Raw genomic sequence first — 15,722 nt, forward strand, 5'->3', positions numbered from 1 at the left:
CCACAGCAGTTAAGGTCGAGTCGGCCTGACTGAACGGACGACGGAGGACACGTGGCTCAGCCCGCACGCCGACTCTCGGTGGTGCTCGCCACCCGCATCTTCCAGCCAGAGCCGGCGGCCGCGTCGTTGCGGCTCAGCGCGCTGGTGAGCGAACTGGCGGCTGCGGGTCACCGGGTGCGGGTCCTCACGACCACCGTCCCCGGCGGCGAGGAGTACGTCCCTCCGCCGGGCGTGGAGGTGCGCCGGTGGCCGGTCCTCAGGGACGCCGCGGGCTACGTGCGGGGCTACGTCCAGTACCTCAGCTTCGACGTGCCCCTCGCGGTGCGGCTGCTGCTGACGCGCCGGCCCGATGTCGTCGTCGTCGAGCCGCCGCCCACCACGGGCGCGGTGGTCGCGCTGGTCTGCGCGCTCCGGCGCATTCCCTACGTGTACTACGCCGCGGACGTATGGTCGGACGCCGTCCGTGCGGCGGGCGTCGCTCCGGTGGTGGCGCGCGTTCTCCGGTTCGTCGAGCGTTCCGTCATGCGCGGTGCCCGGGGAGTGCTCGCCACCTCGGCGGGGGTGGCGGCGCGCCTCGACGCGCTCGGCGTGCGCTCGGGCGTGGTGGCCGTCGGCAACGGCATCGACGTCGAGACCTTCACGCCGGACGGGCCCGCCGAGGCGCCTGGGGCGCCCTACCTCGTCTATACCGGTACCGCCTCGGAGGTGCACGGTGCCGACGTCTTCACCCGCGCCATGGGCCGCGTCCTCGCCGAGCGGCCGGAGGCCCGCCTGGTCTTCGTCGGCCAGGGCAGTGACGTCGGCCGCATGCAGGCCCAGGCCGCCGACTACCCGCCCGGGGCCGTGGAGTTCCTGCCGAGGATGCCCCCGGAGCGCACGGCGCGCTGGATCCGGGGCGCTCACGCCGCACTCGCCTCCGTGCTGCCCGGCGACTACGGGTTCGCGTTCCCCAGCAAGGTGTACGCGGCGGCGGCCTGCGGGACGCCGGTGATCTTCGCCGGGGCCGGGCCGGCGCGTGAGCTCGTCGCCCGCGGTGGGCTCGGCACGGTCACCGACCACGACGTCGACGCGGTCGCCGCCGCGATGATCGACGCGCTCGGCCGCGACATGGACGCGGCCGACCGGGACCGCCGCGCCCGCTGGGCGGCTGAGAACGTCTCGGCCTCCGCCGTCGCCCGCGACGCCGTGGCGGTCGTCGAGGCCGCCGCGGGACGGTGACGCTCGCGGCGGCGAGCCGAGCCGCCGAGGCGTGCGGGCCGCCCGCGCGCGGGGACCGCCTGGCACCCGACCCGGCGCCCGCAGCCGGACCCGTATCCTCGGATATCGACGACTGGAGGCACGGGTGATGGGTATGGAGCACGACCGCGGGCGGACGGCATGACGAGGATCATCGCCACGCTGCGCCAGCTGCTGCCCCTCCTGCCGGCATCCGCCCGCCGCTTCCTCGTCGGCTACGCCGTCGGGTCGAGCGCGCTGGCCCTGCTCGACATCGCGGCGCTGGGCCTGCTCGCCCTCGCCGCGACCCCGATGATCCAGGGGGACCCCGTCAACCTCCCCCTCGTCGGCGAGATCGGGCCGTCGGGGTACATCTGGCTCATCGCGGCCGTCTGCGTGCTCATCGCCGTCAAGAGCATGGGCCTGCTCGCGCTCCAGTGGGTGCTCACCCGGCGGATGGCCCACTACGAGCTCGTCGTCGGTGACCGCCTGTTCCAGGCCTACATCGCCGCGCCGTGGACGGAACGGCTGCGCCGCAACTCCAACGAGCTCGTCCGGATGGCCGACATCGGCATCGCCAACACGACGGGCGGGGTGCTCCTCCCGGTGGCGACGCTCCCGGTCGAGGTCATGACGTCGATCTCCGTGCTCGTCGTGCTCGTCGTGGCCCAACCCGTCACCGCCGCCATCACGCTCGTCTATCTCGGCGCCATCGCGGCCCTGCTCTACTTCGTCCTCTCCCGCAAGGCGCTCGTCGCCGGGCGCGTCAACCGCGACTACTCCTTCCGGGTGAACACCCTGGTCTCGGAGATGGTGGCCACGCTCAAGGAGATCACCCTGCGCGGCAAGACGCGGGAGGTCGCCGCCGTCGTGCACGACAACCGCACGCACGCCGTGCGGGGGCGGGCGAACATCCACTTCCTCAACGCCGTACCCAAGTTCGTCCTCGAGGTGGCCATCATCGGCGGTTTCATCCTCGTAGGCGGTGTGGCCTACCTCACCGGCGGGGCTGCGGCCGCGATCACCGCCGTCGCCATGTTCGCCGTCGCCGGGTTCCGGATGGTCCCCTCGCTCACCCGGGTGCAGGCGCTCATCACCCAGATGACGTCGAACCTCCCGCACGCCGAGGCGGTGATCGCGGACATCCGGGACGCCCAGCGCTACGTCGCGGAGGCGGAGACCGTCGGGCACGAGGCCATCGGCCACGAGCCCCGCCAGCTCGTCCTCGACGGGGTCTCGTTCGCCTACCCGACCGCCGACGAGCCCGCGGTGCGCGACATCGACCTCGTCATCCCGATGGGGAGCTCGCTCGCGCTCGTCGGGGCGTCCGGCGCCGGCAAGTCGACCCTGGTCGACATCCTCCTCGGGCTCCTCGTCCCGTCGAGCGGGCGCATCATGCTCGACGACCGGCCGCTCACCGACGTCCTCGCCGCCTGGCGGGCGCGGGTCGGTTACGTGCCGCAGGACGTCAGCCTGTTCGACGCGACCGTCGCCCAGAACGTCGCGCTCACGTGGGGCACCGACATCGACGAGGAGCGGGTGCGATCGGCCCTCGCGCGCGCGCAGCTGCTCGAGACGATCGACGCCCGGCCCGGCGGGATCCACGCCCGCGTGGGGGAGCGCGGGCTCGCGCTCTCCGGCGGGCAGCGCCAGCGCCTGGGGATCGCGCGCGCGCTCTACGCCGACCCCCTCGTCCTCGTCATGGACGAGGCGACGAGCGCGCTGGACACCGCCACCGAGGATGCCGTGGCACGCGCGATCCGCGACCTGCACGGCGAGGTCACCGTCATCTCCGTCGCGCACCGCCTCTCGACCGTGCGCCACAGCGACCAGGTCTGCTTCATGGCGGACAGCCGCATTGCCGCGCGCGGCACCTTCGACGAGGTCGTCGCCGCGGCGCCTGAGTTCGCCCGGCAGGCCGCGCTCGCGGGGCTCGTGTGAGCACCCCGGACATCGACGCGGTTGTCGCGGTCCATCACATCGAGCGGCCGTTCGTCCGCTGCGTCGCCTCCATGGTGGACGGGGCGGCTGGCCGGGTGCGGGTGACTCTCGCCTGCCACGAGCTCGACGCCGATGCCGTCGGCGCGCAGCTCCCGGACCGGTTGCGGCCGCATGTCCGCCTCCTCGAGGTGCGCGACGGCCTGCGCAGCCCGGCCGGTCCCTTCAACGCCGGGCTCGACGCCGCCGAGGCCCCCTTCGTCGCCATCGCGGGCTCCGACGACTTCGTCGAGCCGGGAGCGCTGCCCGCGTGGGCCGACCTCGCTTCCTCGCTCGGCTCTGACGCCGTCCTCGCGCGGATCCGGCGCCAGGACGGTCCGGCGGTCCGCACGCCCCGCGTGCGCCCGGGGCGCTGGCGCGACCTCGACCTCGTCAAGGACCGGCTGGCCTACCGGACCGCGCCCCTGGGCCTCCTGCGCCGCGCAACGCTCGACGAGCTTGGCCTGCGCCTCACGGCCGGCCTCCCCTCGGGGGAGGACATCGCGTTCACCGCGCAGCTGTGGTCCGAGGCGCGGGTCGACCTCGCCCGGTCCGCGCCCGCCTACGTCGTCGGGCTCGACGCCAAGGACCGCACGACCGCGGTCCGGCGGCCGGTGGAGGTCGAGCTGCGCCCCATCGAGCACCTGCTCGAGCAACCGTTCTTCCGCCGGCTGGCGGCCGGGCAGCGCCGCGCGCTGGCCGTCAAGGCCGTGCGCATCCACGTGCTCGGCGCCGTGCTCGCCCGCACGGGCCCCGGCGCGTGGGACGAGGCGCAGGTGGCGTGGCTGCGGACGTTGGCCGAGCGCTGCGTGGACGCGGCGCCGGACGTCCTGCGTCCCTTCAACCGCGCCGACCGTGCCCTCCTGGAGGTCGTGCGGGACGCGTCCTCCACGCCGGCATCCCTTGCGGCGGCCGCCGCGTCCCGCGGTGGCGCCGGCCGCTGGGACGCCCTCCTCACCCCGCGCCCGCAGGACAACGCCGACCGCGAGTCGACCCTGCGGTACTACGCGGCCGAGGCCCTCGACCGGCGCGTGCCCGCCGCGCGGTAGCGCTCCTGGAGCGGCGCCACGTAACGGTCCGCCGTGTAGTGCTCGGCCACCCAGCGCGGAGCGTCCAGCCGTTCGCTCGCGGCCGCCGGGTCCTCGAGTGCCGCGCGGACCTGGTCGACGGTCTCGGCGACGGTGCCGGACATGACGGGCGGCGCACCGCCCTCGGGGTGGGCGAGGAGCACGCCGGGGGAGGCGACCGGGACGCCCAGGGCCATCGCCTCGAGCTCGCTCACGCCGAGCAGCCCGGTCGCCTGCCCGACCACGACATCGGCCGTGGCGAGCAGGTCGAGGTACGCGGCGTGCGGGCGCTGCGCCAGGAGCTCCACGCCGACCGCCGCCGCGGCCGCCGAGTCCTCGCCCCAGTCCAGCCCTTGCACCCGCACCTCCGGCGGCAGCGCCCGCCGGAGCTCGGCCGCGAGCGCGATCATCGTGCCGGCGCCCTTGGTCCGGGACCACCGCGAGGCGAAGACGACACGGCGCCCCCCGGGCCTCCACCCGGGCAACGTGGTCGGGTCGACGAACGCTGGCATGTACTCGGCGTCCGGCCGGGCGGCGTGCGCGTTCTCGGCGGTGTCGAGGTTGGTGTAGAAGACGTGCTCGGCGCCGGCGATGGCGCGGGTGATCTCGTCCCGGTAGCGCGGGTCCGTCCACTGCTCGCGGATGTCCGTGCCGTGCAGGTGGAGCAGGTAGGGGCGGGCCGGCATGAAGCGCTCGCGGAGCAGGCGCACGCTCGTCGCGTAGTGGACGTGCACGACGTCTGTGCGGCGCAGAGCCCGCGCCCGCGTCGCGACGTACGGCGCGTACCGCAGCCGGCCGAGGCCGCCGCCGGGGCTCACCTGCGGACGGACGCGCTCGGGCGGCAGGTGGTCCCACCGCAATCCTTGGCGGGCCGCGGCGCGGACGAGGTTCGCGGCGACGAACGCGCAGTCGTTGAGGTGGAGGACACGAGGTTCGCCGGTCACGCACCGACCCTACGGCCGGTGCGCGGGGCTCGACGCGCGGCGATGGCATGATCGATGGGTGATGTCTCGTCCCCGCGTCCTCGTCGTGTCGTTCTCGGACATCTCCCAGGACGCCCGGGTGCTCCGCCAGGTGCGCCTGCTCGCCCCGCGGTACGAGGTGACGACGTGCGGCTACGGCCCGGCGCCCGACGGCGTGGCGGACCACGTGCGCATCCCGGACGACCTCATCTACTGGCACAAGGACCGTCGCCTGCTCCTCGAGCGTCGGTATGCCGCGGCGTACCGCACCAGCCCCGTCGTCGCCTACCTGTGGGACCGGCTGCCGCGCTCCTACTTCGACGTGGTGCTCGCCGATGACGTCGACACGGTCCCGCTGGCCCTGTCCCTGCACCCGCGCCGGGGCGTGCACGCCGACCTGCACGAGTACGCCCCCCGGCAGAACGAGGAGTCCTGGCGCTGGCGGACCTTCGTCGCGCCGTACGTGCGATGGCTCGTCGGCCGTTTCGTCCCCCTGGCGGCGTCGGTGACCACCGTGGGTCAGGGCCTCGCCGACGAGTACCGTCGCGAGTTCGGCATCGAGGCGGGGGTCGTCGCCAACGCGTGCGCGTACCGGGATGCGGCCCCCACGCCCGTCGGCCGGCCGATCCGGCTGGTGCACAGCGGTCTCGCGCGACCCAACCGGTCGCTCGAGGTCATGGTGGACGCGGTGGAGGCGACGAGCGCGGACGTGACCCTCGACCTGTACCTCATGCCGAACGACCCCCCGTACCTCGCCGAGCTGCGCGCCCGGACGGCGGGCAGCGACCGCGTCACCCTCCACGACCCGGTGCCGCACGACGACCTCGTCGAGACGATCGCTCGCTACGACGTCGGCGTCTTCGTCCTGCCGCCGCTCAACTTCAACTACCGGTGGGCGCTGCCCAACAAGTTCTTCGACTTCGTGCAGGGCCGCCTCGGCATCATCGTCGGCCCGTCCCCGGAGATGGCGCACCTCGTCCGCGAGCACGCCCTGGGCGCGGTCACCGGTGGGTTCACCACCGGCGACCTCGTCGCCGTCCTCGACGCGCTCACGCCGGAGGAGGTCGCCCGGTGGAAGGCCGGGAGCCACGCCGCGGCGCGCCGCCTGTCGTCCGACACCCAGGTCCAGGGGTGGCTCCGCGCCGTCGAGGCGCTCGTCGAAGGAGGATCGTCCCGATGAGGATCGTCGCCGTCACCACGTGGTTCCCCAGCTCCCGGGCCCCGGGCTCCGGGGCGTTCGTCGTCAAGGACCTCCAGGCCATCGCCACGCTCGGCCACGAGGTCGATGTCGTCCACCTGGTCCCCCCGCACGAGGACGACGGCACGCGCACCGTCCGGCATGCCGGGTTCCGCGTGCGACGCGTGCCCATGTCGACCCAGAACCCCGTCCAGATCGCTCGCGCGGCGGGTGACCTCGCCCCCCTCCTGAGCGGGGCGGACCTGGTCCACTCGATGGCCTTCTCCTCGCTCCTGCCCCTGGTCCTGCACCGTCCCCGGGCCCCCTGGGTGCACACCGAGCACTGGTCCGGCCTCACGTCCCCGCACACCCTTCCGAGGTCCTGGCAGGGCGTCCTGCCGGTCCTCAAGGGCGTCCTCGCCGCGCCCGACGTGGTCACGGCCGTCTGCGAGTACCTCGCCCGGCCCATCCACGAGGTCCGCGGTGAACGGGTGACCCAGGTCGTCCCGTGCATCGTGCCGCCGGTGGACCCCGCGCCCCGCCCGGAGCGCGGTCCGCGGCTCCGGATGGTCTCCGTCGGCGCACTCATCGAGCGCAAGGACCCGCTCCTCGCCGTCGACACGGTCGCCGAGCTCGCCCGACGCGCCGTGGATGCGGAGCTGACGTTCGTCGGTGACGGGGACCTGCGCGCCGCCGTGCTGCAGCGGGCGGCCGACCTGGGCCTGGCCGACGCCGTCCGCGTCACCGGCGTCCTCGACACCGAGGGCGTGCGCGAGGAGCTGGCCCGGGCCGACCTGTTCTTCGGCCCCACCCGCGCCGACAACTTCTTCGTCTCCGCCGCAGAGGCCATCGTCGCCGGGCGCCCGCTCGTCGTCGGAGCCACCGGTGGCCAGGGGGAGTACATCGACCCGCGGGTCGGCGAGCTCGTCGCCACCCAGGACGCGGCGGCGTACGCGGACGCCATCGAGCGCGTCGACGCGAGCACCCGGGACCTCAGCGCCCCCGAGATCGCGGCCACGGTAGGGGACCGATTCTCCGTCCCCACGGTCGCGGCCGGGTACGAGGCGGCCTACGAGACCGCCCGCGCCGTCCGCGAGAGCCGTCGATGACGGCGCCCGTCGACGTCGTCATCGCGGTCCACAACGCCGAGCGGCCCATCGGCCGCGCCGTCGCCTCGGTCCTCGACGGCAACGGTGAAGACGTGCTCCTCACGGTGGTCTGCCACGGCCTGCCGGCCGCGGACATCCGCGCCCGGCTCGACCCAGCCCACCGCTCCCGGGTTCGCTTCCTCGAGCACGACGACGGGATCCCCAGCCCGGCCGGCCCCTTCAACGCCGGCATGCGTGCCGCCGAGGGCAGGTACGTCTCGATCATGGGCTCGGACGACTGGCTCGAGCCCGGCGCCGTGGCGAGCTGGCTGACGACCGCCCGGCGCACGGGCGCCGAGACGGTCATCACGCGCCTCGCCCTCGGGCGTCCAGGGAACCCGGTCCGCACACCCCCCGCACGCCCCTGGTGCCGCGGGCTCCTCGACCCGGTGCGTGACCGGCTCAGCTACCGCAGCGCTCCGCTCGGGCTGGTGTCGACGGCGGCGCGCCGACGGCTGGACGCCGAGCTCGTCCCCGGGCTCGTCGTCGGCGACGACGTGCCGTACGTGACCCGCCTGTGGTTCGAGACCGCCGTGGCCTACGACCGGACGGGTCCCGGCTACGTCGTCGGGGAGGACGCGACCGACCGCGTGACCTTCAGCCCCCGGCCGATCACCGTCGAGCTCGCGTTCGTGCGCCATCTCCTCGGCGAGGGCTGGTTCGCCGACTACCCCGAGCAGTGGCGACGCGCCGTGTGCACGAAGATCACCCGGATCCACCTGTTCGGGGCGGTCTACAACCGCCCCGACCCCGCGTTCTGGACGGAGGCGGAGCGCGCCGCCCTCGCCGGCGTGGCGCGCGCCCTCGGCGAGGCCGCGCCCGGGTACGAGCAGGTGCTCTCCCTCGCCGACCGGGACCTCCTGCGCGCGATCCGTCAGCGACGGTTCACCGCGGAGGAGATGATCGCAGCCGCCCACGCCCGTCGTCGCCACGGCACGCCGCGCACGGTGCTCACCGCGGACCCCTGCCGCCTGCTCGCCGTCGAGGGCCCGCTGCGCCTCATGGTGGCCTCCGCGCTCGTGCGCTGAGGCGCGCCCGCCCGCTCCTTCGCGCGGGGCGACCCCCGACTACCCCCGGGCCGGTCCGCGGCGCCACCGCGCGAGCACGCCGGCGGCCAGGCACAGCGCCGCCAGTGCGGCGAGGCCGAGCCCGGCGCCGGTGCGCGGCAGCTCCCCGCCGGGGTCACCCGGTCCGCCCGGGTCACCCGGTCCGCCCGGGTCACCGGGCCCGCCGGGGTCACCGGGCCCGCCCGGCCCACCCGGCGGCGGCGCGAGGACGGTGACGGTGGCCGAGGCGGTGCGGTCCGCCGCGTCGGTCGCGGTGACGGTGAGCGTGCCGGGGGCCGTGCCCGCCGGGACGGTGAACGTGGCGTGGTGCGCCCCGGCGTCGTCGACGGTGACGGCCCGGCTGGCGAGGACGGTGCCGTCGGCGGCGGTGTGCGTGAGCTCCACCGTGCTGCCCGGCACGAAACCGGTGAGGTGGGCCGCGACGTCCTGCCCGACCGTGACCGTGGCGGGGGAGACGGCCAGCGCCGGCGTGTACGCCCGCACCGTCGCCGTGTCCTGCGCACTCGCCCCGCCGTCGCTCGCCGTGACGGTGAGGGTGCCACCGGCGTGGGCGAACGGCACGGTGAAGCTGTCCGTGACGGAGCCCTGCGCGTCCGCCGTGGCGTCGACGACGGCGAGCTCCCCGCCGGCGTCCGCGTAGGTGAGCGTCACCGCCGCGCCCGCGGGGAAGCCGCTCGCCACGGTGGTCACCTCCTCGCCCGGGTCGACGACCTCGGGCGTGGCGACGACCGTCGGCTCCGCCGGTGCGACGACCTCGTGGACGCGCACGTAGTCGAACAGCGCGTTCACGGCGGGCGTCGCGCCGCCGCCGGCGTAGAGCCCGATCGACGGCTCGCTGCCGGCCGGCAACGTCCACGTCGCGCCCCACCGCCAGGTCGTGCCGTCGCGGGAGGTCGCCGAGCGGTAGCGCAGCTCGCCGGTCTCCGCGTCGGTGGTGTGGTGCAGGCGCAGCCACATCGTGGGCGCCGTCGGCCCGCCGAGGTGGGCGCCCCAGTCCAGCCGGTCGCCGGTGCGCACCTCCTTGCCGAACTCCACCTGCCGCGTGCCCCAGATGGCCACGCTGCCGATGCGGAGGAAGTTGTCGTCGTCCGCGTGGACGATGAGGCCCGCCTGCTGGTAGTTGCGCACGGTGTCGACCCCGAGGTCGAGGTCGAGCTTGGTCTCGAGGATCCACTCGCCCTCGGGTGCGTCGCGCAGGAGGAGGGGACCGGTGTTGCCGGTCCCGACGATGTCGACCGCCCCGAGCGGCCAGGAGAGGCCGCCGTCGGCGACGGTGATGGCGTCGTCGGGCCGCACCCAGGTCCAGCCCGCACCGAGCTCCCCGGTGAACTCCTCGCCGAGCAGCACGTCGCCCGCCACGGGGTCGGGGACGGCACGGGTCACCGGGGTGTACGCGTCGACGACCGAGAGGTTGTCGACGTGCGCCGGCCCCTCGGCGGCGACGAGCGACACCGGCGCGGACCCCTGCGCCTCCGCGGGGAGGTCGAGGCGCACCTCGGCGAGGACGTCGCCCAGCCGGGACTCCGACAGGACGGCGTGCAGGGCGCCGTCGCGGACCTCGACGGACAGGGCCGTCCAGGTCGTCGGGTCGTACAGGCCCGGCAGCGCGGTCGTCTCCCCGACGCTCTGCGTGGAGCCCGTGGCCTCCGCGTGCAGCTCCCCGGCCCGCTCGTCGACCACGACGGTGACCGCGGTGCCGTCCCCGGCGCCGAGCCGGAGCGCGAGCGCGCCCCCGTCGGGCAGGCGGACGTCCGCCTCGACCCGGACGTCGGCGGGCGCGTCCTGCGCGGACCGGGCGACGGCGGTGGGCTGGGTACCGGGGTCGAGCACGGCGATCGCGCCGGCGTCGCCGGTGAGGTCGGTGCCCCGTGTCCACGTCCCGGCCGTGGCCGCCAACGCGGTCCCCGCCGCCGGGTCGTCCGCGTCGATGCCGAGGCCGGTGGCGAGCACCGGTCCCACCTGCGGCCCGTCCGACGGCCCGGCGCCGGCCCGGGTGGTGGGCCAGCCGTCGATCCAGTCGAGCCGGTCGACGAGCGTGGGCCGCTCGTTGACCCCGCCCGGGGCGTCGAGCCACGGGTCGGAGCGGTCGATGGCGTGGTAGACGATCCAGTCCTGGCCGGCGAGGTCGGTGACGACCGTGTGGTGCCCGGCGCCGATCCAGCGGTTGCCGTTCTGGACGAGCACCTGCGTGCCGCCCACCCGGGGGTCGAGGAGGGAGACGCCCTCGTGGTCGACGAACGGCCCGGTCGGGCTGGCCGAGCGGCCCGCGTAGACGCTGTAGCCCGTCGCCGGGCCCGCGCAGCAGTTCGCCGAGGAGCCCATGAGGTAGTAGTAGCCGTCCCGCTGGACGACGAAGGTGCCCTCGTAGCGCTCGGGGCTGGTCACCTGGGTGGCCTCGCCCACGGCCGCCAGCCCGCTCTCGTCGAGCTCGGTGACCCAGACCCCGCCGACGTAGCTGCCGAAGTACAGGTAGCGGCTGCCGTCCTCGGCGACGGTGAGCGCGGGGTCGAACGTCCAGAGGAACCCGTCCCCGGAGGGCCGGGGCGCGACCACCGGCGCGTCGGTGGGGGTCCAGGGGCCGGTCGGGGTGGGGGCGGTCGCCGCGCCGATGGCCGAGTCCGCGCCCGGGTACTGCGTGGTGTCGGTGACGGTGAAGTAGAGGACGTACTGGCCGTCGACGTAGCGGATGTCCGGCGCCCAGTAGAACGACTCCTCGGCCGCCCACGCGGGCCGGCTCGTCTCGTCGAGGATCGTCCCCAGGTACTCCCAGTCGGCGAAGTCGCGCGAGCGCGCCACGTGCATGAGCCCGAACTCGCTCGGCGCCTCCGTCAGGGGGTCGCTCGTGGCGTAGAGGTACCACCAGCCGTCCTTGCCGCGGATCACCGCGGGGTCGGCGTAGGTGTCGGCGAACTCCGCCGTGACGGGGTTGGTGTAGGTGGCACCGGGTGGGGTCTGGGCCGACACCGCGGACGCCACGAGGACGCCGACGACGGCGAGGGCCGCGACCAGCCGGGCGCGCACCGCCCGGCGCCGGCGCGGGGGCGGACCCCAGGGACGTGGTGCCGTCGAGCGGAGCTGTGTCATCGGGTCCTCCGAGCGTCATTGCCAGCGGATCGCCCCTGTATACACCGCGGCGGGGCGGCGGGTACAGGGATCCACGGCTCGTCCTCAGCGGGCGGGCGGGTCGGTGCCCGCGCGCACCGCCTCGGCCAACGCGCCGGCGAGCCAGCGCGCGCCCTCGGTGTGGCTGCGGAGCCGGACCACCGGGAGCTCGGGCAGGTGCGCGGCGGCGCGCTCGGCGGCCACCTCGGCGGGCAGGTCCCGGTACCTCGCGCGGGTCGCCCACGCCCAGCGGACGACGTGGTCGGGGTCCCGGAACACGTCGGTGAGGGGGCCCTCCCGGTTGCCGTTCCACAGCACCTCGTCGCGCCAGCGCCGGCGCACCGTCCGCCCGACCACCTGCGCCATGGTCTGCGCGGTAGGCAGGTCGAGCCAGACGAGGAGGTCGGCGCGGGCCAGCAGAACGGCGCGGGCAGCGGCGTACTGCCGCTCCGTCACCCACGCGGGCTCGCGGGTGAAGCGCTCGACGTCGTCGAGGAACGAGGGGCGCGGCACCCATCCCGGCCCGTGGTAGAGGGCGTCGAGCTCGATGTGGGGCGCGCCGGTGACGACGGCGATCCGTCTGGCCAGCGTCGTCTTGCCCGACCCCGAGACGCCCGCGACGGCGATCCTGCGCGGCCGGTGGGGCAGCGCGTCGCGAGGCCCGAGCAGCACGCCGGGATGATCGCACGCCGACGGTCGCGGGAGCCAGGGCTTTCGGGGGAGGGGCGCGCCGCGCGGGCCTCCTCGGGCCGAACGCCCTACGCGGTCGGCGCCGCGGGGTCGATATCGTGGGGTGCCGCCGCCGGGCTGTCCGGCGCGCCTGCCGCGAAGGAGAACGATGCGCATCGCCGTCATTGCCATGGGGAAGATCGGTCTGCCCCTGGCCGTCCAGTTCGCCGACGCCGGCCATGACGTGGTGGGCGTCGACGTCCAGGAGTCCGTCGTCGCGCAGGTGAACGCGGCCCGTGAGCCGTTCCCCGGGGAGGCGCACCTGCAGGACAAGCTCTCCGAGCTGGTCCCGGCGGGCCGCCTGCGGGCCACGACCGACTACGCCGACGCCATCCCCGGCGCGGACGCCGTCGTCATCGTCGTGCCGCTCTTCGTCAACGACGAGACGTGGCAGCCCGACTTCGCCTGGATGGACGCGGCGACCCGCTCCCTCGCCGAGCACCTCACCCCCGGCACCCTCGTCTCCTACGAGACCACGCTGCCCGTGGGCACCACGCGCGGCCGGTGGAAGCCGCTCCTCGAGGAGCTCTCCGGGCTGCGCGAGGGCAGCGACTTCCACCTCGTCTTCTCCCCGGAGCGGGTCCTCACCGGGCGCGTCTTCGCGGACCTGCGCCGCTACCCCAAGCTCGTCGGTGGGCTCAGCCCCGAGGGTGCGCGCCGCGCCGTCGAGTTCTACGAGGCCGTGCTCACGTTCGACGAGCGCCCCGACCTCGCCCGGCCCAACGGCGTGTGGGACATGGGCTCGGCGGAGGCGGCCGAGATGGCCAAGCTCGCCGAGACGACCTACCGCGACGTCAACATCGGCCTGGCGAACCAGTACGCCAAGTTCGCCGACCAGGTGGGCGTCGACGTCTACGCCGTCATCGAGGCGTGCAACTCCCAGCCGTACTCCCACATCCACCGCCCGGGCATCGCCGTCGGCGGGCACTGCATCCCGGTCTACCCGCGCCTGTACCTGTCCACCGACCCCGACGCCACCATCGTCCGGGCCGCGCGCGAGAACAACGCCGCCATGCCCGAGTACGCCGTCGGGCGCGCCGCGGAGCTGCTCGGCGACCTCACCGGGCTGCGCGCCGTCGTCCTCGGCGCCGCCTACCGCGGCCGGGTGAAGGAGACGGCGTTCTCCGGGGTCTTCGCCACCGTCGACGCGCTGCGCGCGCGGGGGGCGCAGGTGCTCGTCCACGACCCGATGTACACCGACGAGGAGATCGCCGGCTCCGGGTGGGAGCCCTACCACGTGGGGGAGCCGGCCGACCTCGCCGTCGTCCAGGCCGACCACGACGACTACCGCACCCTCACCCCGGCGGACCTGCCGGGGGTCCGCCTCCTCGTCGACGGGCGCAACGTCACGGACGCGGCGGCCTGGGCGGGGACCCCGCGCGTCGTCATCGGCGGCGGCACGGCATGACCGACCGCGTCGTCGCCGTCGTCGTCGCGTACAACCGGCGCGAGCTGCTCCAGCAGACCCTCGACGCCCTGGCCGCCCAGACCCGGGCGGCCGACGCGGTCGTCGTCGTCGACAACGCCTCGACGGACGGGTCCTCGGGCGTCGCCCGCCGGCACGACCTCGGCCCCGAGGTGGTGCGCCTCGAGCGCAACACCGGCGGGGCCGGGGGCTTCGCGGCCGGCATCGCGCACGCCCTCGAGGGCTTCGCGGCGGACCTCGTCTGGCTCATGGACGACGACACGATCCCCACCCCGACGGCGCTCGCCCAGCTGCTCCGCGCGCGCGAGGAGTACCCGGGGCGGCCCGCCCTGCTCGCCTCGCGCGCGGTGTGGCACGACGGCCGGGAGCACCCGATGAACACCCCGCGGGAGCGGCCGTTCGTCGCCCCGGAGCTGCGGCGCCGCGCCGAGCGGGCCGGGGCGGTGCCCGTGCGCACCGCCTCGTTCGTCTCGCTGCTCGTCGACGCCGGCGCGGTGCGCCGCGAGGGCCTGCCGATGGCGGCGTACTTCATCTGGAACGACGACTTCGAGTACTCCGCCCGCCTCCTGCGCCACCGCGTGGGCCTGTACGTGCCGGCGAGCGTCGTCGAGCACCGGACGAAGACCTTCGGGGCGAGCGACGTGGACCCGGGGGAGCGCTTCTACTTCGAGATCCGCAACAAGGTGTGGATGTTCGCCCACTCGCGCGCGTTCGGGCTCGCCGGGACGGTGCTCTACGGCGGCTCGAGCGTGCGCCGCTGGGTCCGGACCATCGGGCGCTCGGGCGAGCGGGGCGTGCTCGTTCGCGCCGGGTGGCGCGGCCTGCGCGACGCCCTGGCGGCGCGCCCGGCGCCCACGACGCGGGTGCTCGCCGACCTGCCGGTGAGCGCCGCGGTCGAGCTCGTGGAGGACGGGGCCGCGCGTGGCTGACGGCCCCGGGTCGCCCGACGCCCCCTTCAGCGTCCTCCTGCCCGTCTACGCCGGCGACGACCCGCGGTTCTTCCGCCGGGCCGTCGTCTCCGCCACCGCCGAGCAGGACCTGCGCCCCGACGAGCTCGTCGTCGTCCAGGACGGCCCCGTCCCGCCGGCGCTCGCGGCCGTCGTCGCCGAGATCGAGACGGGGGAGCCCACCGGCGGCGTGCCCGTGCGGCTGGTCCGCCTGCCGCGCAACGTCGGCCTGGCCCGCGCCCTCGAGGCGGGCCTGGCGGCCTGCCGGTACGAGGTCGTCGCCCGCGTCGACGCCGACGACGTCAGCCTTCCCGCCCGCTTCGCCCGCCAGGTGCCCCTCGTCGCCGCGGGCCTCGACCTCCTCGGCTCCGCGATCGCCGAGTTCGCCGACGACGAGTCCCGCCCCGGGGTGGTCCGCGCCCTGCCGACGGACCCCGACGAGATCGCCCGCACGGCTCGGTTCCGGGACCCGTTCAACCACCCCTCCGTCGTCTACCGGCGGTCCGCGGTCGCGGCGGCCGGCGGGTACCAGCACCTGCCGCTCATGGAGGACTACCTCCTCTTCGCGCGGATGATCGCCGGCGGGGCGCGGGTGGCGAACCTGCCCGACGCGCTCGTCCTGTACCGGGTGGGGGCCGGCGCGTACGCCCGCCGCGGCGGGCTGCGCCTGCTGCGCTCCGAGCTCGCCCTGCAGCGCGAGCTGCGCCGCTCGGGCTTCACCACCCCCGCCCAGGCCGCGCGCAACGTCGTCGTGCGCGGCGGGTACCGCCTGGTCCCCGAACGCCTGCGCCGCCTGGCCTACCGCCGGATGGTGGCCTGACCCGGGCCGGCGTGGCCGCTGGGTAGAATTGGCTCGCCTCGCGGCGGGTCGGTGCCCGCCCGAGGGTGCCCCGAACCGGAAGGAC

The 15,722-nt window shown here is 75.3% G+C and carries 12 protein-coding genes; 9 read left to right on the forward strand and 3 right to left on the reverse strand.

All coding sequences use genetic code 11. The features are described 5' to 3' along the window. The first annotated feature begins 51 nt into the window (after window positions 1-51). From EBO36_RS03135 to EBO36_RS03145, 3 genes are all read left to right on the forward strand, one after another. Window positions 52-1,218: a glycosyltransferase family 4 protein gene (locus EBO36_RS03135; protein ID WP_244925349.1), complete on the forward strand. Its 1,167-nt coding sequence runs from the start codon at window positions 52-54 to the stop codon at window positions 1,216-1,218. A gap of 159 nt (window positions 1,219-1,377) precedes the next feature. Continuing rightward, window positions 1,378-3,156 (forward strand): ABC transporter ATP-binding protein, encoded by a 1,779-nt coding sequence (locus EBO36_RS03140; RefSeq protein ID WP_122823329.1) that lies wholly within the window; start codon window positions 1,378-1,380, stop codon window positions 3,154-3,156. Then, complete coding sequence (locus EBO36_RS03145) at window positions 3,153-4,241, forward strand: glycosyltransferase family 2 protein (protein ID WP_122823330.1); 1,089 nt, start codon at window positions 3,153-3,155, stop codon at window positions 4,239-4,241. The genes EBO36_RS03140 and EBO36_RS03145 overlap by 4 nt, the downstream gene beginning before the upstream one ends. On the opposite strand, the gene EBO36_RS03150 is transcribed toward EBO36_RS03145, so the two are convergent. Further along, entirely contained in the window at window positions 4,196-5,203 is a 1,008-nt protein-coding gene (locus tag EBO36_RS03150; RefSeq protein WP_122823331.1) for a glycosyltransferase family protein, read from the reverse strand. The genes EBO36_RS03145 and EBO36_RS03150 overlap by 46 nt on opposite strands. A 61-nt stretch (window positions 5,204-5,264) precedes the next feature. Between EBO36_RS03150 and EBO36_RS15220 the strand changes: the two genes are divergently transcribed. From EBO36_RS15220 to EBO36_RS03165, 3 genes are read left to right on the forward strand one after another with little or no spacing between them, the layout of a single operon-like run. Beyond that, on the forward strand, window positions 5,265-6,401 hold the full coding sequence (locus tag EBO36_RS15220) for a glycosyltransferase family 4 protein (RefSeq protein ID WP_164471314.1): 1,137 nt from the start codon (window positions 5,265-5,267) through the stop codon (window positions 6,399-6,401). After that, window positions 6,398-7,507: a glycosyltransferase gene (locus EBO36_RS03160; protein WP_122823332.1), complete on the forward strand. Its 1,110-nt coding sequence runs from the start codon at window positions 6,398-6,400 to the stop codon at window positions 7,505-7,507. The genes EBO36_RS15220 and EBO36_RS03160 overlap by 4 nt, the downstream gene beginning before the upstream one ends. Then, window positions 7,504-8,574 carry a glycosyltransferase family A protein gene (locus EBO36_RS03165; RefSeq protein WP_122823333.1) on the forward strand — a complete coding sequence of 357 codons (1,071 nt, stop codon included), beginning with the start codon at window positions 7,504-7,506 and terminating at the stop codon, window positions 8,572-8,574. The genes EBO36_RS03160 and EBO36_RS03165 overlap by 4 nt, the downstream gene beginning before the upstream one ends. Before the next feature lie 39 nt (window positions 8,575-8,613). Here EBO36_RS03165 and EBO36_RS03170 read toward each other — a convergent pair whose 3' ends face one another. After that, window positions 8,614-11,697 (reverse strand): glycoside hydrolase family 43 protein, encoded by a 3,084-nt coding sequence (locus EBO36_RS03170; RefSeq protein WP_164471315.1) that lies wholly within the window; start codon window positions 11,695-11,697, stop codon window positions 8,614-8,616. Window positions 11,698-11,781: 84 nt separating this feature from the next. Then, window positions 11,782-12,387 (reverse strand): P-loop NTPase family protein, encoded by a 606-nt coding sequence (locus tag EBO36_RS03175; RefSeq protein ID WP_244925350.1) that lies wholly within the window; start codon window positions 12,385-12,387, stop codon window positions 11,782-11,784. A 166-nt stretch (window positions 12,388-12,553) separates the two neighbouring features. Here EBO36_RS03175 and EBO36_RS03180 point away from each other — a divergent pair, with 166 nt between their 5' ends. The 3 genes from EBO36_RS03180 to EBO36_RS03190 are packed head-to-tail and all read left to right on the forward strand — an operon-like array spanning window position 12,554 to window position 15,637. Then, window positions 12,554-13,852 (forward strand): nucleotide sugar dehydrogenase, encoded by a 1,299-nt coding sequence (locus EBO36_RS03180; RefSeq protein ID WP_122823334.1) that lies wholly within the window; start codon window positions 12,554-12,556, stop codon window positions 13,850-13,852. After that, window positions 13,849-14,799: a glycosyltransferase gene (locus EBO36_RS03185; RefSeq protein ID WP_122823335.1), complete on the forward strand. Its 951-nt coding sequence runs from the start codon at window positions 13,849-13,851 to the stop codon at window positions 14,797-14,799. The genes EBO36_RS03180 and EBO36_RS03185 overlap by 4 nt, the downstream gene beginning before the upstream one ends. Further along, window positions 14,792-15,637, forward strand: a complete 846-nt coding sequence (locus EBO36_RS03190) for a glycosyltransferase (protein WP_122823336.1) — start codon at window positions 14,792-14,794, stop codon at window positions 15,635-15,637. Before EBO36_RS03185 ends, EBO36_RS03190 begins: the two co-directional genes overlap by 8 nt. Window positions 15,638-15,722 lie beyond the last annotated feature (85 nt).

This window comes from Georgenia faecalis (genome assembly GCF_003710105.1).
Taxonomy (GTDB): domain Bacteria; phylum Actinomycetota; class Actinomycetes; order Actinomycetales; family Actinomycetaceae; genus Georgenia_A; species Georgenia_A faecalis.